General features: G+C 57.6%; 15 protein-coding genes and 1 tRNA gene. 11 read left to right on the forward strand and 5 right to left on the reverse strand.

The features are described from left to right. Window positions 1–27 precede the first annotated feature (27 nt). The 4 genes from ACR3E4_RS15415 to miaA form a co-directional block, all read right to left on the reverse strand. Window positions 28–1491 carry an ABC transporter permease gene (locus ACR3E4_RS15415; protein ID WP_480532765.1) on the reverse strand — a complete coding sequence of 488 codons (1464 nt, stop codon included), beginning with the start codon at window positions 1489–1491 and terminating at the stop codon, window positions 28–30. Window positions 1492–1504: 13 nt separating this feature from the next. Beyond that, the gene (locus ACR3E4_RS15420; protein WP_480532763.1) at window positions 1505–2551 is read right to left on the reverse strand and encodes an ABC transporter permease; all 1047 of its coding nucleotides are present in this window, start codon (window positions 2549–2551) and stop codon (window positions 1505–1507) included. Window positions 2552–2673: 122 nt separating this feature from the next. Further along, window positions 2674–4344, reverse strand: a complete 1671-nt coding sequence (locus ACR3E4_RS15425; RefSeq protein WP_480532761.1) for an ABC transporter substrate-binding protein — start codon at window positions 4342–4344, stop codon at window positions 2674–2676. A gap of 324 nt (window positions 4345–4668) precedes the next feature. Then, on the reverse strand, window positions 4669–5577 hold the full coding sequence (miaA, locus tag ACR3E4_RS15430) for a tRNA (adenosine(37)-N6)-dimethylallyltransferase MiaA (protein WP_480532759.1): 909 nt from the start codon (window positions 5575–5577) through the stop codon (window positions 4669–4671). An 82-nt stretch (window positions 5578–5659) separates the two neighbouring features. Here miaA and pyrH point away from each other — a divergent pair, with 82 nt between their 5' ends. The 11 genes from pyrH (at window position 5660) to ACR3E4_RS15485 (ending at window position 17499) form a co-directional block, all read left to right on the forward strand. Continuing rightward, window positions 5660–6403, forward strand: coding sequence for a UMP kinase (gene pyrH / locus ACR3E4_RS15435; protein WP_480532757.1), 744 nt, complete (start codon window positions 5660–5662; stop codon window positions 6401–6403). Between the two features lie 265 nt (window positions 6404–6668). Then, window positions 6669–7895 carry an aminotransferase class V-fold PLP-dependent enzyme gene (locus tag ACR3E4_RS15440; protein ID WP_480532755.1) on the forward strand — a complete coding sequence of 409 codons (1227 nt, stop codon included), beginning with the start codon at window positions 6669–6671 and terminating at the stop codon, window positions 7893–7895. 47 nt (window positions 7896–7942) lie between these two features. After that, on the forward strand, window positions 7943–9376 hold the full coding sequence (locus ACR3E4_RS15445; protein WP_480532753.1) for a cryptochrome/photolyase family protein: 1434 nt from the start codon (window positions 7943–7945) through the stop codon (window positions 9374–9376). A gap of 61 nt (window positions 9377–9437) precedes the next feature. Further along, window positions 9438–10646: a class I SAM-dependent methyltransferase gene (locus ACR3E4_RS15450; protein WP_480532751.1), complete on the forward strand. Its 1209-nt coding sequence runs from the start codon at window positions 9438–9440 to the stop codon at window positions 10644–10646. A gap of 15 nt (window positions 10647–10661) precedes the next feature. Next, the gene (locus tag ACR3E4_RS15455) at window positions 10662–11102 is read left to right on the forward strand and encodes a TrgA family protein (RefSeq protein WP_480532749.1); all 441 of its coding nucleotides are present in this window, start codon (window positions 10662–10664) and stop codon (window positions 11100–11102) included. A gap of 31 nt (window positions 11103–11133) precedes the next feature. Beyond that, entirely contained in the window at window positions 11134–12249 is a 1116-nt protein-coding gene (locus ACR3E4_RS15460) for an NUDIX domain-containing protein (RefSeq protein ID WP_480532747.1), read from the forward strand. A 69-nt stretch (window positions 12250–12318) separates the two neighbouring features. Continuing rightward, complete coding sequence (locus ACR3E4_RS15465) at window positions 12319–13353, forward strand: cysteine synthase A (RefSeq protein WP_480532745.1); 1035 nt, start codon at window positions 12319–12321, stop codon at window positions 13351–13353. Continuing rightward, window positions 13353–15773, forward strand: coding sequence for a DUF3772 domain-containing protein (locus tag ACR3E4_RS15470; protein WP_480532743.1), 2421 nt, complete (start codon window positions 13353–13355; stop codon window positions 15771–15773). Before ACR3E4_RS15465 ends, ACR3E4_RS15470 begins: the two co-directional genes overlap by 1 nt. A 57-nt stretch (window positions 15774–15830) precedes the next feature. Then, window positions 15831–15920, forward strand: a tRNA-Ser gene (locus tag ACR3E4_RS15475). Window positions 15921–16075: 155 nt separating this feature from the next. Next, on the forward strand, window positions 16076–16444 hold the full coding sequence (locus ACR3E4_RS15480; RefSeq protein ID WP_480532741.1) for a group I truncated hemoglobin: 369 nt from the start codon (window positions 16076–16078) through the stop codon (window positions 16442–16444). After that, on the forward strand, window positions 16441–17499 hold the full coding sequence (locus tag ACR3E4_RS15485) for an adenylate/guanylate cyclase domain-containing protein (protein WP_480532739.1): 1059 nt from the start codon (window positions 16441–16443) through the stop codon (window positions 17497–17499). Before ACR3E4_RS15480 ends, ACR3E4_RS15485 begins: the two co-directional genes overlap by 4 nt. Window positions 17500–17503: 4 nt before the next feature. On the opposite strand, the gene ACR3E4_RS15490 is transcribed toward ACR3E4_RS15485, so the two are convergent. Next, window positions 17504–18118 carry a TetR/AcrR family transcriptional regulator gene (locus tag ACR3E4_RS15490; protein WP_480532737.1) on the reverse strand — a complete coding sequence of 205 codons (615 nt, stop codon included), beginning with the start codon at window positions 18116–18118 and terminating at the stop codon, window positions 17504–17506. Window positions 18119–18134: the final 16 nt, after the last annotated feature.

The following is an 18134-nucleotide window of genomic DNA, read 5'->3' on the forward strand; positions in this document are numbered from 1 at the left end:
GGGCAGAGCCCCCAGCCTCGATCTCAATCAGTCCTTCAGACTTTCTTCGCGCAGACCGTCTGCCAGCAGGTTCAGACCCAGAACCAGCGACAACAGCGCCAGCGCGGGCGGCAGGGCGGGGTGCAGATAGATCGACAGCAGCTTGCGCCCCTCGTTGATCGTTGATCCCCAATCCGGGCTTTCCGGTGGCAGGCCCAGCCCGAAGAAACCAAGGGTTCCCAGCAGGATGGTGGTGTAGCCGATGCGCAGACAGAAATCGACGATCAGAGGGCCGCGTGCATTGGGCAGGATTTCCCACAACATGATGTACCACGGACCTTCGCCGCGGGTTTGGGCCGCAGCCACGTAGTCACGGGTTTTGATGTCCAGCGCCAGCCCGCGCACGATGCGGAACACCGTGGGCGAGTTCACGAAGACCACCGAGACAAAGACCACCAGAATACCGCCCGGTATGTCGAACAGATCCAGATAGGTCGGTAGGCCCCAGATGCTGTAGCTGTCGGTGTTAATGACATAGCCATCGGTCGAGATTAGAGACAGGTAGAGCCAGCCCGCAACGCCCAGTACTCCGATCAGCAGCGGCGTCCGGAAGTTCGGTCGCGTGTAGTAGCGCGAGTTCAACAGAACAGCGAGGAAGATGATCGGGAACACGAACAGGATCGCCGCCATATAGTTCGGCACACCGGTCGCAACGATTTCGGGCGTGACCAGCAGATAGAACAGCAGGATCACCGGGAAGGCCAGGATCAGGTTCGCCAGGAACGACAGCAGCGTATCCAGTCGACCGCCATAGTAACCGGCAGGCAGGCCCAGCGTGATGCCGACCATGAAGGCGAACATCGTGGCCAGTGGGGCGATCTGAACAACGATCCATGCCCCTTTGACCATACGGCTGAAAACGTCGCGGGCCAGGTTGTCACCGCCCAGCAGATACCAGGCGTACTGCCCTTCTTCCAGATTGGGCAGTGGTGTACCCGGCACCTTGTTCTTCATGCCCGAGATCTGGGACAGCGGGTCATGCGTCACGATCAGGTCCATGGCGCCGAAGATGCCGGTAAAGACCCAGAACATCACAAGACCAAAGCCAATCATGCCGATGGGGCTGTCATACAGCTTGCCATAAAGGCCCAGCTTGCGTTTGAACGCGATCGACATGGTATAAAGGATGATCAGCGACACCCAGACAGGCAAAAACTGCTGGGAAATGGCTCCGATTATCCCGGCGCTGGTGCCCATCAGGATGCCCAGCACGATATAGGCAACCGCGATCCCGACACTGGCCAGGAAACTATAGCGGAGCGCGGCCTGTATCATCGTCCGCAAGCCCGAGCTTGAGCTTAACGTGCCATCCGGGTTCACCGTCATCTGGTCTTCGGGCAGCACGATGCTGGCCAGCATCCAGACGACAATGGACAAAGCCATCAGCGCAAGCGCCAGTGCAAATAGCGGGTTCAGGAAGGCGATAGAGCCGGTCCAGGTAAGTGGTTCCATGATCTGACCCTCCTTATGAAATGCGAATGCGCGGGTTGAGGTAGACATAGCCGATATCCGATATCAGCTGCGTCACTAGCACCACAAAGACCGACACGACCGAAATCGCCAGCAACAGCTGGATGTCATTGTTGCCTGCCGCCTGAACCAGCGCCCAGCCAAAGCCCTTGTAGTTGAACAGGGTCTCGACGATCACCACGCCGTTCAGCAGCCAGGGGAACTGCAGCATGATGACGGTGAAGGGCGCAATCAGTGCATTGCGCAATGCGTGTTTCATGACGATGTTCGGGAAGGAAACACCTTTCAGCCGGGCGGTCCGGATGTATTGCGCCGTCATCACCTCGGTCATTGAGGCGCGGGTCATCCGGGCGATATAGCCCATCCCATATAGGGCGATGGTCAGAACCGGTAAGAAGAAGTTCTCGAACGTCGGGTTCTCCATCGCCTGCGTGGCGGTGCCCTTGAACCATTTCAAACCGACAGCAGAAGAGGTGAAGATGGCGATAAAGATAACGCCCGAGACGTATTCCGGTGTCGCTGTCGTGGTAATGGCAAAGGTCGAAAGTGTCCGGTCAGTGGCCGATCCTTCTTTCATCCCTGCCAGAATTCCCAGCATCAGCGCGGACGGGACCATCAACAGCATGACCCAGAACATCAGCCGCCCGGTCAGGGCCAGTCGGTTGCCAACAACGGTTGAGACCTCTTCCTTGAAGACAGTAGAATACCCCCAGTACCCCTGCAGAATACCGCAGAAATTCGGAGACTCTTCGGCGGTTTTACCCGGCAGAATGCATCTGCCCTGAACCGTGCCGTCCTCATTCGTGTATCGGAACGAGGGCAGGACACCCAGCCATTCGCCATATTTGATCGGCGTCGACTGGAGGTAGCCGTTTTTCTCCAGATAGCTCTCGACCTGCTCATCCGACATCCGGAAATTGCCCTGCGTTTTCGCAAGCTTTTCCAGGTTCGGATAGAGATTGGTCAGGAAGAAGACCAGGAATGTCAGACATAATGCTGTCAAAAGCATGATGCCGACGCGCCTTAGAATGAAAAGTCCCATATTAGCCCCTGTTGGTCGGCCAGCGTGATTTTCATATGGTTTCACGCATCGCTGTTATTTTTGGTCGCCGCATTTAGGACGAAAAGGCCGCGCCAGAGCGGCGCGGCCTTTGTTTGTTTGGCTCAGGACGTGAGGCCGAACTTGTAAAGTTGCGGCAAGTCCGCGATGTGCTTTTCGACACCCACCATATTGTCGCGGTGGTGACGCATCGCAGTCCGCCAGTACGGCTGGATGATCACGCCTTCGTCGATCATGATCGCCTGCAGCTTGGCCATCACCTCGCGGCGCTGATCCACATCCGCGATCGAGTTCGCCTCGGCCAGCAGCTTGTCGAACTCTTCATTGGCGAAACCGGATTCGTTCCAGGCAACACCCGATTTATAGGCCAGCGCCAGAACCTGAGTGCCCAGCGGGCGGTGGTTCCAGTTGGTCGACGAGTAAGGGTACTTGGTCCAGTCGTTCCAGAAGGTCGAGCCCGGCAGAACCGTGTGCTTGGCCTTGATGCCCGCATCGTTCAGCTGAGCGACAACAGCGGCAGTGGTGTTGCGCCGCCAGTCATCGTCGATCGACTGTACTTCGTGTTCAAAATCGCCCATGCCCGCTTCGTCCATCAGCGCCTTGGCGCCTGCCGGATCATACGGAATGCGGGTCACGGCCGAGTCATGCTCGGGGTGCATGGGACCAACATGGCAGTTGTCAGCCGGAATGCCGTAACCCGACATGCCCAGTTCCAGACACACTTCGTTGTCCACCGCCATGGCCAGAGCCTGACGCACGCGCTTGTCGCCATAGATCTTGTTGCCGTTCTCGTCCTCGGCCAGCTGGTTCGGACGGATAACAATGGTAAAGCCCGACGGGATTTCCGAGCGGACAAGTCCGATGCCGTCGAAGATGTCGACGAATTCGCCAACCGACTCCCAGTTCATGTCGATCTCTTCGGCCTCATAGGCCGCCAGGAACGCCGCCGGATCGGTGCCGTAGTCGATGAATTCGATCCGGTCGATATAGCCGCCTTTGCCGGCCTCATAGCCCCACCAGTCGAAACCTTCGTTGCGGACGAGCACGCCTTTGACCCCAACCTCGTGGCTTTCGGGGATCATGAAGCCGGTGCCAACCGGGTTCGACAATATGTCGTTCGCATCAAAACTGCTGTGGACGATTGCGCCCGGATAGTCGGCCATGCCCGGTATGATGGTGATGTCCGGTGCATTGCACTTCAGTTTCACGGTGTGTGAATCAACAACGGTGATCGCACCGTCTGCCGCTTGCTGGGTGCCTTCGTCGATCAGCGACGCCATGCGCGATGCCATCGAGTTGCCTTCCAGACCGGCATCACACCAACCTGCGATGTTGCGGGCCACATCTTCGGCGGTGAAATCGTCGCCATTGTTCCACTTCACGCCTTTGCGGACGTTCAGAGTGTATTCGGTGGCGTCGTCATTGGCTTCCCAGCTTTCCAGCAACATCGGCTTGAACGAGCCGTCATTGTTGTACTCGACAAGGTATTCCAGCCAACCAGCGGTGAAGGTTGCGATCTGGGTCCAGTCATAAGTCCGCGGATCTTTGAGTGCGCGCACTTCCATCTGATAGCGGATGGTGCCGCCACGCTGCGGTTCTTGTGCCGCTGCGGGCGATTGCAGACCGATCATGCCATAGGCAGCCGGTACCGCCACACCCAGCGCGGTCACGCGGGCCAGGAATTCGCGGCGGCTCAGATTGCCTTCGCGGTATTCCTGAGCGTGCATCTCTGCCGCCCAATGGACCGGTGCTCCGGTAAGGGTTTCTTTGGTCATTAAGGTTTCTCCCTGTGAAACTTGTACGTGTTGAAGAGGATCAGAACCGCTCAGACCGGATCGTGCCGGACAGCAGGTTCTTGGCATTTGTTTTGGACATTGGTCATCCCCATGCCGCTATTCGGCCCCAGAATTCCGGTGACGTCAATGTTCGAAATCGTCATAAGAGGCACAAAAACGACATGACGAGGGGTTGTGAGGCATCCGCCTATCGTTATGGCGAGCCGTCATTCGCCCTTGCTGCAGGCCGGTTTGGATGGATTCGACCACAGGGGAATCGCCGATGTGAATTCAGGCTTAAAATTTCTTTAGAAATTTTTTGTATCATTTTGAGAAATCGACGCGATTCCAGTTTTTCATCCGTGCGCGAAACCATGTGCGTTGCCGCTTCGCAAAGCGCCGGGTTGAGATGGTGGCGCGTTCGCGCGCTTCTTCAAGGCTGATCTCACCGTCCAAATACGACATTAGCTCGGGTACGCCGATTGCCTTGAATGCGGGAAGTGACGGGTCATACCGGCCCCGCATCGCCCTAACCTCATCCAGGGCGCCCGTGTCCAGCATTTGGTCAAAACGACGCTCGATCCGGTCCAGCAACCATGCTTTATCAACATCAAATACGATCGGAACGCTGTCTTCGATCCTCAGAACCGGCGGCGGTGTATCGGCCTGCCACGACAGCAGGCTACGCCCTGTGGCTTGCTGCACCTCCCATGCCCGCTGCACTCGCGCGCGGTTGTTTGTGTCGATATTGGCCAGCGTTTGCGCATCGACGCCTGCGATCAGATCAGGCAAGGGCAACTGGTCCGCACTCAGCCGGACATCGGTCGGGGTCGCGGGGATCTCGGCCATGCCTTGGGTCAGGGCCGTAAAGTACAGGCCCGTCCCGCCAACGATGATCGGGCGTTGCCCGGTAGACAGCAGTGGAATGACCTCGCGCAGCCAATGACCAGTCGAATAAGTCTGATCATAAGCGATATGCCCATAGAGTTTGTGCGCAGCGCGGGATTCCTCTTCGCCGGATGGTCTGGCCGAGATTACCTGCCAGCAGTCATAGACCTGACTGGCATCCGCGTTGACGATGACACCCCCAAAGGTCTCGGCAATCTGCAAGGCAAGTGCGGACTTGCCCGAGGCCGTCGGTCCGGCGATCAGCACCGGTTTGTTATCGGGAATTGGAGGCAGCCGGCCCCAAATCTGTGCTGCTGATCGGTCGGCCATAATCGGAAGCCTCATTCCTTACTATCCGCATTGAACCTGCGGAGCTTTTGCTTCATTTTGCGCCGGAAAATAAACCCGTGCCAGCCCGGAGCGCAACATGAGCCTGACCTCGTCCACCGACATTTCTAAAACCAAGTATGACCGCGTTATGCTGAAGATCTCGGGCGAGGCGCTTATGGGGGATCAGGGATTCGGTCTGCACCCGCCAACCGTTCAGCGCATCGCGCAAGAAGTGAAGTCGGTACATGATCTGGGTGTGGAAATCTGCATGGTGATCGGCGGCGGCAACATCTTCCGGGGCCTCAGCGGTTCGGCGCAGGGGATGGAGCGGACTACGGCGGATTACATGGGCATGCTGGCCACCGTGATGAACGCGCTTGGGATGCAGTCGGCACTGGAAGAGATCGGGGTGTTCACCCGAGTAATCTCGGCCATCCGCATGGATGAAGTGTGCGAGCCCTACATTCGCCGTCGCGCTGTGCGCCACTTGGAAAAGAAACGGGTCTGCATCTTTGCTGCCGGTACCGGCAACCCCTATTTCACCACAGACACGGCGGCGACACTGCGCGCCAATGAAATGGCCTGTCAGGCGATTTTCATGGGCAAGAACGGCGTTGACGGAGTCTATGACAAAGACCCCAAAGAGCACGCGGATGCGGTGCGCTATGACACGGTGACCTATGATGACGTGCTGGCCAAACGCCTGCGGGTCATGGATGCGTCGGCCATTGCGCTTGCACGTGACAACAACTTGCCCCTGATCGTTTTCGGCCTGGACGAGCCCGGTGGCTTCCGGGGAATTCTGGCGGGCGAGGGGACCTATACCAAGGTTCAGGGCTGACGCTTTCCTCACGCAATCGTCAAAAGCCTCGGCCAATCGCCGAGGCTTTTTTAGTTTAAGTTCGGGTTGACCGCCAAAGAGCGTGTTGTCTAAGTATTCTTGCCCTCCGGTCGAAACGACCTGTCTTGTAGGGCTGCCTGCGCTTCGTCATTGCATTGACGACAGCTGCGGCTGGGCTGGAAGACCTGCCATGATTCCTGAGGTGTCCGGAAACATGCGCGGGCATTTCTTTCATTTGAAAAGCATGACTGAGGAGTGAGATGCCATGGCAGCATTGGATATAGATTTCGTGCGGGCTCAGTTCCCGGCTTTTTCCGAGCCCAGTCTGAAGGGGCAGGCGTTTTTTGAGAACGCGGGCGGGTCTTATACCTGCAAGCCTGTCATTGACCGTCTGACGCGGTTCTACACCCAGCGCAAGGTTCAGCCTTACGCGCCCTATACTGCCAGCGAACTGGCCGGAGCAGAGATGGACGAAGCGCGGGCGCGTCTGGCGGCGATACTCGGTGTCGACACGGATGAGCTGAGCTTTGGTCCGTCGACCACGCAGAATACTTACGTTTTGGCGCAGGCGTTTCACCAATGGATGAAGCCCGGCGACGCGGTTGTTGTGACCAATCAGGATCACGAGGCCAATTCAGGCCCGTGGCGGCGCCTTGCCGAAGAGGGGATCGAAGTTCGCGAATGGCAGATTGATCCCGAAAGCGGTTCACTTGATCCAAAGGATCTAGAAAATCTGCTGGATGAACGGGTGCGTCTGGTCTGTTTTCCGCATTGCTCGAACGTGGTAGGTGAGATCAATCCGGTGACCGAGATCACCGCGATTGCCCATGCCGCAGGTGCGTTTGTCTGCGTCGACGGCGTATCCTATGCACCGCACGGATTGCCGAATGTCGGCGATCTGGGGCCGGATATCTATCTGTTCTCGGCTTACAAGACCTATGGGCCGCATCAGGGCTGCATGGTGATCCGGCGCAGTCTGGGAGAGATGCTGCCTAATCAGGCGCACTATTTCAACGCGGATACGCTGTACAAGCGGTTCACCCCGGCAGGACCTGATCATGCTCAGATTGCGGCCAGCGCGGGCATGGCGGACTATCTGGATCAACTTTGTGACCACCATGGCGGGCCTGACGCGGGTGCTGCGGCGCGCGGCGCGTTTGTGCATGACCTGATGCGCGCGCATGAGGTCGCATTGCTGCAACCCTTGCTGGATGCGGTGAAGGATCGCAACACCCTGCGCCTGATCGGCCCGTCAGACGCGGCCCGCCGCGCGCCGACGGTTGCTCTGGCGTTGAACACAGCAGCGGAACCTGTTGCCGCCGAACTGGCCAAGCATGGCGTTATGGCCGGTGGCGGCGATTTCTATGCGGTACGTCCGTTGCAGGCGATGGGGGTTGATCCTGATCAGGGCGTCCTGCGGCTCAGCTTTACGCATTACACGACGCGACAAGAGATTATTCAGCTTTTGGAGGCGCTTGACCGCGTTTTGTGATCCACTATCTGGCCCGTCTCGTAGTTCAGAGAAAACACGGGTCCGATATGGCAACTGAACAGCCAGCAGTCATCTTATGGTTTCGTCGCGACCTCAGGCTCGGCGATCATCCGGCGCTAAGTGCGGCGGCGCAATCCGGCGCGCCTGTTATTCCTGTCTACATACTGGACGATCAAGTACAGATGCTCGGCGCTGCCCCGAAGTGGCGGCTTGAACAGGGCCTGCAGACTTTTTCCCGAATTCTTGAGGATCATGGCAGCCGTCTGATACTGCGTCAGGGAAACGCTCTGGACGTGCTGCACCAGTTGGTGACCGAAACCGGAGCGGTCGCGGTCTACTGGACACGGGCGTACGATCCCGGAGCAATCGCGCGGGATAAGCAGGTCAAATCCACCCTGACCGAGCAGGGGATCGAGGCGCTGTCGTACCCCGGTCACCTCTTGTTCGAACCGTGGACGGTGGCAACCAAGGCCGGTCAGCCCTTTCGGCTCTTTACGCCCATGTGGCGGGCGGTGTTCGGTCGAGATGTGCCGTCGCCCGAGCGAAGCCCCGCACAGATATCGGCACCGCAGGTCTGGCCGCGTTCGGATCGGCTATCCGACTGGCAGCTCGGTCGTCAGATGCAGCGCGGTGCGCGCATCCTCAGCCCACATGTCCGGGCAGGCGAGGGCGCGGCTTTGGATCAGTTGAATAATTTTCTGGATCGCCTCAGCCTCTATCCTGATCAAAGAGATCGACTGGACGCAGCGGGCACCTCAAACCTGTCCGAATATTTGTCACTAGGGGAAATCAGCCCCCGCACGATCTGGCATCGTGTACAGAACGCGACGCAGATGGGGGTCTCAGGGGGCGAACCCTATTTGCGGCAGTTGGTCTGGCGCGAGTTTGCTTATCACCTGATGTTCCATTGGCCGCATCTGCTGAGCGACAATTGGAAACCGGAATGGGATGCCTTTCCCTGGAACACCGATCCGGACAAGCCGGAGGTGCAGGCCTGGAAACAAGCCCGGACCGGAGTGGCCATGGTCGATGCCGGGCTGCGCGAGATGTATGTGACCGGCAGGATGCACAATCGCGCCCGGATGATCGTGGCAAGTTATCTGACCAAGCATCTGGCAACACATTGGAAAATCGGTTTGGACTGGTTCGTCGATTGCCTGATCGACTGGGACCCGGCGGCGAATGCGATGGGGTGGCAATGGGTGGCGGGATCGGGTCCGGACGCAACGCCTTATTTTCGGATCTTCAACCCGGATACGCAACGCGAGCGCTTTGATCCAAATGCCGAATACCTGCGCCGCTGGATCGCCGAAGGGCGAGCAGAACCGTCCGCGACTGCATTGTCTTATTTCGATGCGATACCCCGATCCTGGGGGCTTTCCCCATATGATAATTACCCGGACCCGGTCGTCTCATTGGTCGCAGGTCGCGCCCGCGCGCTCAGCCATTATGAACGCTACAAAAAACCAGTAAGGAACTGAAAACTTGCCAGAAACCGAATCCCGTCCTAGCTTTATCCGGCAACCGCAGAGGGGAGAGCGGATGTTTCTGACGTCCACAGAGGGGCAGGATAACCTGCCGAGATATTTCGCACAGGTCTTCAAGATGCTGCAGCGGATGGAGTCCGGGCGGCTTGACATTGCTTTGCCGGACGGTCGCGTATTCCGTGCGGATGCGCCAAATCCCGGCCCCGTGGCACATGTTGATATTCATGACCCCGAAGTTTTCGCCCGTCTGGTGCGCGAGGGCGAGTTGGGCTTCTCGGACGCATATCTGGAAGGCGACTGGAGCACGCCCGATCTGCGCAGTTTCATGGATCTTGTGCATCTGGGTACAGAAACAGTTTATGATGATTTTACCGGACAGTTTCTGGTTCGCGCCTATGAACGCCTCAGATTCTGGCTGCACCGCAACCACCGGTCTCAGGCAAAAAAGAACATCTCGTACCACTATGATCTGGGGAACGACTTCTATGGAATGTGGCTGGATGACACCATGACCTATTCCAGCGCGATCTTTGAGACCGGGCAGGAGAGCCTGGAGAAGGCGCAGACAGCAAAATACGCCAGTCTCGTGGATGAAATGGGGGCCAAGCCGGGGGATCACATTCTGGAAATCGGCTGCGGCTGGGGCGGGTTCGCCGAATACGCGGCAAAAGAGCGTGGCCTGCGAGTGACCGGCCTGACCATCAGTCAAGAGCAGTTGAAGTTTGCGCAAGATCGTATTGAAAAGGCAGGACTATCCGATCTAGTTGACTTCAAGCTGCAGGATTACCGTGACGAGCAGGGCCAATATGATGGCATCGCGTCGATCGAGATGTTCGAGGCGGTCGGCCAGAAATACTGGCCCGCGTATTTCGACACGGTTCGCGACCGTCTGAAGCCCGGTGCGCAAGCAACGCTGCAGATCATCACCGTCGCCGATCATCGCTGGGATATCTACAAGAACGGCGTTGATTTTATTCAGAAATACATCTTTCCGGGCGGGATGCTTCCGGCGCCGACCATCCTGAATCAACAGATCACCCAAGCGGGGTTGAGCGTGGTTCGGTCAAAGGAGTTCGGCAAAAGCTATGACCTGACGCTGCGGCGCTGGTACGAGACATTCAATTCCAAATGGGACGAGATTTCCGAACTGGGCTTTGATGAGCGTTTCCGCCGCATGTGGAATTATTATTTGACCGCGTGTGGCGCAGCCTTTGACACCGGTAATTGTGATGTGACACAGATCACTGTAGCCAAACCCAGTTGAAGACGGAAAAACCGAATGCCTACAGCCTCACGTCTTGTCGCAGCCTTTTGTCTGCTGGTGGTGGCGTTCATCGTGTCGGGAATGGTGATCTCCAACGGCGAAGAAGGCAGGGATTACGGCTATTTCACTTTTGTGAACATGTTTCTCGGTGTTGTCTGTGGCTGGGTTGTCATGGGTAAACGGGCCGGACGCGGATGGACGGCAGCGGTCAACAACGGTCTGACCGGGGTTACTGCGATGGTGTTCTGGGGCCTTTTTGTCCAGGGGGCGAACGAAATGTTCACCCTTGCCATGCGCCAGCGTTATGGCGGTCCGTTCGAAGCGCTGCTGGCCATCTTCAAGTTGGGAGTTGAAATGGGTGAGCAATTGCTTGTGCCCGAAATACTTCTGACCTTTGCGATCGGTTCGGTCGTCAGCGGTATCTTGACCGAAATCGCAGCGCGCCGCTGGCGCTGAGCCCCTACGATAATACCCGAGTTCCTGAACCATGTCCGATCTGTTTTTCTACGGCACCTTGCGCCATATGCCATTGCTTGAACTGGTGTTGGGGCGGCCTCTGGCCGAATTGACGATTGCCCCGGCCACGTTGAGCGATCATGCAGTATATAGCGTCAAAAACCAGTTTTTCCCCACCATTGCAGCTGAAAAGGGAAGCATTGCCAAGGGGCTGCTGGTTCAGAACCTGAGCATTGAGGACTCGCAAAGGCTGGCCTATTACGAGGGCGGGTTCGACTATGATTTGCGTAACCAACAAGTCGAACGTGCCGACGGCTCGACGGCTGTGGCGCAAGTGTTCCATCCTCAGCACGGTCAGTGGATGCCGGATCAGCCCTGGTCATTGCGGGGTTGGATTGATCGATGGGGTGCAGTCAACCTTCTGGCGGCCGAAGAAGTCATGGCACATTACGGGAAGGTCGAGGCTTCGGTTATTGCCCGCAGTTTCCCGGCCATACGCACGCGGGCTTGGGCAAGGCTGGCGGCCCGGCATCGGGTCGACGGGGGGCAACGCGATCTGGCGCGGGACATAGCCGTTCATCAGTATAGGCGCCCCTATGTCGGCTATTTCGGCATGGATGAGGTTGAACTGCAGCATCGCCAGTATGATGGCTCGATGGGACCGGTTCTGCATCGCAACGGGTTGATGCAAGGCGCGGCCGTCATCGTCCTGCCATACGATCCCGTCCGCGATACGGTCTTGCTGGTTGAACAGTTCCGTACGCCGGTCTTCATGATCGACGACCCGAACCCCTGGCTGTGGGAGCCGGTCGCGGGAATGATCGATCCGGGTGAGACACCGGAACAAGCGGCCCACCGTGAAGCGCTGGAAGAGGCGCAGATCACTCTGAAACATCTGGAAGGTGCCGGAGGTGCCTATTCCTCCAGCGGGTCTTCAACAGAGTATGTTTATCTGTATGTCGGTTTGGCTGATCTGACGGATACGGTCGAAGGCGCAGGGGTCGCCGCCGAAGGTGAGGATATCCGCAGCAAAATCCTGCCCTACGATGCGTTTATGGATCAGGTGGACGCCCATGTTTTCAAGGACCTGCCGCTTTTGACTCTGGCCCATTGGCTGGCACGAAACCGTGATCGCCTGCGGGCATAGCTATCGCGGCTTGTGGTTGTGGCGGGGCGCCTGTAAATCTTCTGCGATACCAAGTGAAAAGAGGGTGCTATGCGCATTGCACGAGACCTTGCCGACGCGGTCGGTAAAACACCTTTGATCCGGCTGCGCCGCATCAGCGACGAAACCGGATGCGAGATTCTGGGCAAGGCCGAGTTCATGAATCCGGGCCAGTCGGTCAAGGATCGCGCGGCGCTCTATATCATCCGCGATGCCATTGCGCGCGGCGATCTGAAACCCGGTGGCACGATTGTCGAAGGTACAGCGGGCAATACCGGGATTGGTCTGGCGCTGGTCGGGGCCTCGATGGGCTTCAAAACCGTGATCGTGATCCCCGAAACCCAGTCGGAAGAGAAAAAGGATATGCTGCGCCTGGCCGGGGCACAGCTGGTGCAGGTGCCCGCCGCGCCCTATCGCAACCCCAACAACTTTGTGCATTATTCACGCCGTCTGGCCGAAGAGCTTGCTCAGACCGAGCCCAACGGTGCCATCTGGGCGAACCAGTTTGACAATGTGGCCAACCGTCAGGCGCATGTGGAAACCACGGGCCCTGAGATTTGGGAGCAGACGGGCGGCAAGGTCGATGGCTTTATCTGCGCCGTCGGTTCGGGCGGGACGCTTGCAGGCGTCGCCGATGCGCTGCAGCCCAAAGGGGTCAAGATCGGTCTCGCCGATCCGATGGGCGCGGGGCTTTATTCCTATTACACCACCGGCGAGATCGCGATGGAGGGGGGCTCGATCGCGGAAGGTATCGGTCAGGTGCGGGTGACGAAGAACCTCGAAGGGTTCACGCCCGATCATTCCTATCAGATCACCGACAACGAAGCGCTGCCCTATATCTTCGATCTGCTGCGCGAAGAGGGGCTGGTCATGGGAGGCTCGACCGCGATCAACATGGCGGGCGCAGTGCGGCTGGCGAAAGAGATGGGGCCGGGACATACGATTGTGACGATCCTGTGCGATTATGGCACCCGCTATCAGTCGAAACTGTTCAATCCTGAATTCCTGCGCGAAAAGGAACTGCCTGTTCCTGACTGGATGACCCAGTCACCGCGCAGCATACCGGGTGTATTCGAGGACGTGTGATGGTGCGACAGGTCCGCCTGTTTCTGATTCTATGCGCCTTGTGCCTGTTTGGGTTGGGCGGGATGGCCTCGGCTCAGCTGACCGACCGGCAGAGCGAATACTATAAGGAATGGATCAGCACAGCGGACCGCGCTGTGTCCGTGATCAGTGCAAATCGGGCGTCGAATGCGGCGCTCGAAAATCTGCGCGCAGAGATCAACGGTTATCGCGAGGACTTCAACAAGGCGCGTGGTGCAAACACGGATCGCATTCAGACGCTGGAAAGTCAGATCAAGGCTCTGGGTGAGCCGCCGGCGGATGGCGAAACGGAACCCGAGGATATTGCGCAGTTGCGCGAGCACCTGGAAACGCAGCTTAACAGTCTGCGGGTTCCGCGCATTATCTCGGAAGAGGCGTTCAGCCGGGCGAACGGTCTGATCAGTGAAATCGACCGGATCATCCGTGACCGTCAGACCAAAGAATTGCTTGAAAGAGGGCCGTCGCCGCTCAATCCGGTCTATTGGGCCCCCGCATGGGTCGATGTCACGGAAGCTGCCCGCAGCCTTATCAACGAGACTACCAAGAATTTCAAAACCGACGTGGTGCGCGAGCGGATCAGTGAACGCAGTCTGGGCATTCTCGCTTTGCTCGCGATTGCGGCGGTATTGCTGCTTTATGGGCGGTACTGGTCCGAGAAGGGCGGCGCGTATCTGCGCTCGCTGGGCGGGCAGGGCAGCGGCGTCTGGACCTTCATCGTCTCACTATTTCGCATATTTCTACCCTGGCTGGGCGTCTGGGCTCTGGTCGAAGCGGTGATGCTGACCGGGGTGCTGGGTCTTCGCGGCACACTTTTGTTCGACAAGATACCCTACTGGGCCGCGATCATTTTCTACTTCGATTGGATCGGCAGACAGATCTATCTGATGGGGGCTGCCCAGAATTTCCAACGCTTGTCTGAAGGCAAGATCAGGGAAATCAGAGTATATATCGATCTGCTGGCAGTCATGCTGATCCTGCACGAATTGGCGCAGTTGTTCGAGCAGATCGAAAATATCTCGGATGCGACAAGGGCTGTGGTTGGTTTCCCGGTCGTTTTGGCGACGGCATTGCTGTTGCTGCGTGTGCGTCAGGTCAGACAGGTTGACCCTGTCGAACAAGACACGCCGCGCCGCGCTGCCGGTTTCAGCCAATTGGTCGAATTCCTGAGACGTGCGCTGTTCCTGCTGGGGATCGCGACGCCTGTACTGGCGGCGTTCGGTTACATCAATGCGGCTGAGGCGATTGTATTCCCGGCGATCAAGACACTAATTCTTATCGCAGCGCTGGTGATCGTGCAGCGATTCTTCAGCATGGTATATGGATGGCTGTCGGGGCAGGGCGAGGCCGCGCGGGATTCCCTGTTTTCGGTGTTGGTCGGGTTTGCGCTGGCCATTCTGGCGCTGCCAATACTGGCTATCTACTGGGGCGCGCGCGAAACCGACCTGCTGGAAGCCTGGTCGCGCCTGCTGCTGGGCTTTGACATTGGCGGCGTCACGATCTCGCCCAGCAACTTCCTGACCTTTGTAGCTGTTTTTGCCATCGGTTACACGCTGACCCGGCTGCTGCAGAGCGGGCTGAGAAACTCGCTGCTGCCCAAAACCAATATCGACCCGGGCGGCCAGAACGCCATCGTTTCAGGCACCGGCTATGTCGGTATCTTCCTGGCTGCGCTGATTGCTATCATGATTGCAGGATTTGATCTGTCCTCGCTTGCGATTGTGGCTGGTGCCTTGTCGGTCGGGATCGGTTTCGGACTGCAGACCATCGTGTCGAACTTTGTGTCGGGCATCATTCTGCTGGTCGAACGTCCGATCTCGAAAGGGGACTGGATCGATGTGAACGGTATGATGGGCTATGTCCGCGATATCTCGGTCCGGTCGACGCGGATCGAGACCTTTGACCGCTCGGATGTGATCGTCCCCAACTCAGACCTGATCAGCGGCGTGGTCACGAACTATACGCGCGGCAACACGATTGGCCGTTTGATTGTGCCGGTCGGTGTGGCCTATGGCACCGATACCCGCAGGGTCGAGACCATTTTGGATGAGATCGCGAATGCGCATCCAATGGTATTGGCGAATCCTGCGCCCAGCGTGGTGTTTCAGGGGTTCGGCGCAGATTCTCTGGACTTCGAAATTCGCGCGATCTTGCGGGATGTGAATTGGGTGCTTTCGGTCAAATCCGACATGAACCACGAGATCAACCGACGCTTTGTCGAAGAAGGCATCGAAATTCCCTTTGCTCAGCGCGATATCTGGCTGCGCAATGCCGAAGTGCTGCGGGCTGGTGGGGGCGCGGAAGAGGTCGGATCACCAGAGTCGGGCACGCCCGCAGAGCGCAGCACGGGCCCGGTTGATCTGACAGAATCCGATCTGGATTCCGCTGACGGGGACGAGCTTTAATTCACCCGTAATCGGGCCTTGCAAATCCGGTTTCGATGGTCCAAATAACGCCGACACGGAGAGGTGGCCGAGTGGTCGAAGGCGCACGCCTGGAAAGTGTGTAGGCGGGAAACCGTCTCCAGGGTTCGAATCCCTGTCTCTCCGCCATATTCCCCAATCGCGCAGCATAATTGTTAATCAACACACCTCTGGCCCTGCCATTTGGCCGGTGTTCTTTCGCCTTATGCGCAAAAAAGTTAACAAAACTGTCAATTTGATATAACCTCATAGTGTTATTGCCACTAATCAGTCGGTTTTGTGTTGTGAGTCAGACGATTTATGAAAAGTATGGTGGCTTCAAAACCATCAGCCGCGTTGTGATGTCATTCTATGAAATGGCATTGGAATCCGATGAGATCGGAGATTATTTCGATGATATCGACTTGCCGCGCCTGATTGATCATCAGACCAAGTTTGTCTCATCCCTGATAGGGGGGCCGGCCTCGTTCAGTGACGACCGGATCGAGGCGGTGCATAGACATCTGAATATTTCACATTCGGACTTTGACGAGATGGCAACGCTGTTCAGCGAGGCCCTAGCCATGCATGGAATGTCCGAGCCGGACATAAATGTGGCGCTGGCCGCGATTGAAGGCAAGCGCGCGATCATCGTAACCCGGAACGCGGCATGAGCATTCTGGCCATCAATGAGCATCTGCTCCGCGCGATTGGCGTAGGTGTCGCCGTTTTGCGCGCGTCGGATCTGACTTTCGTTTTTCACAACAGCCCGTTTGCCGAATGGTTTGGAAAGCCGGAAGAAGGGCAGACGATTTTGGATCTGTTGCCCGATCTCGACCCCAGAGAGCTTGAAGACGTAAAGCAATCCGGTTTGCGCTATTCCGTCGAGCTGCAGATTAAACCCAAGCGGCGCACGTTGATATTCGCAACCACCGTGTCGCTTGCCAACGGGCTTGAGGAACAGGTCCTGGTCGTGGAATGCCAGAACATCACGAAAATCCGCGAATTGGAAAGCATGATCGACAGCTATTCAACCATGGTCGAGCGGAATACGCGTGAACTGGAACGCGAGAAAGAGCGTGTCGAGCGCCTGTTGCTGAATCTGATGCCCAAGGCGGTCTATGAAGAATTCAAAACCTTCGGCGTTGTCACACCGCAATTGTTCAAACAGGTGTCGGTGGTGATGCTTGATTTCGTGGGCTTCACCGATTTCGCGGCCAGAACTGATCCGACGGTCACGCTGAGCGAGTTGAATGACATTTTCACGGCCTTTGACCGGATCGTCGAACAGTTCGGCTGTGAGCGGATCAAGACCATCGGTGATGCTTATCTGGCCGTTTCCGGGATGCCGGATGAGACGCCCGATCATGCCACCGCAGTCGCCCATTGTGCGGTACGGTTCCTGCGATATCTGGAACGTCGAAATGAAAGCCATCCGCATAAATGGCAGGCGCGCATCGGGTTGGGGATGGGGCCTGCTGTCGGCTCGGTCGTGGGTATTCAAAAATACGTCTATGACGTTTTCGGGCCTGCAGTGAATATCGCCTCACGCCTGCAGGTATTTGCCAATCCAATGCGGATCGTGGCGCCAGAAGAGATGAAATATGCGCTGATCGATGAGTTCCAGATCACCGATATCGGGCCGGTCGATATCAAGGGCATGGGGCACATGGACCTGATCAACGTGACATCGCGTTTGAACTCACCCGCAACCAGCCGGGTGTTCTGAACCTTCAGTCGTCCTGCGCCACCAACCCCAGACCCCGTAGATATATGCCGATTCCGGATTCCAGTAGATCCTCGGGCGGAAACGGAGAGCTCGCACCGGTGTTGCGCGCATAAAGTTCGACCACCCCATGGCTCATCGCCCAAATATGTGCGCTGAACATTGATGCAGGTGGGCGTTTTTCTGGTGGAATATGCTGCGACAGATCACTGGCTGCCTTCTCAAGCACGTTTTTGGCGCGGTTGGCCGCAAGGGCAAGCTCGGGCGTCCGGTTGATCGAGATGCCGCTTTCGAACATTGCGATGTAGTGCCCGGGATGTTTGCGGGCAAAAGCCAGATAGGCACGGCCTGTCGCCTCGAACGCGGCGAGGGCCGAGGGTTGCCCTTTGTCATAGGCAAATTGCATCAGGTCGGCGAACATCTCGAATCCTTGGCGCGCGGCCTCGGCGATCAGGTCCTCGCGCCCTTCGTAATGTCGGTAGACGGCGGCCGGCGTGACACCAGCGGTTTTGGCGGCCTCTGACAGCGTGAACCCGGTCGGACCTTTCTGCTCGATCAGCGACAAGGCCGCTTCGATCAGCGCTTGTTTCAGGTTTCCGTGGTGATATCCGCGTTTCGTCATCCCGGCCTCAGGCACG

The sequence above is a fragment of the Ruegeria sp. AP11 genome (assembly GCF_056535865.1).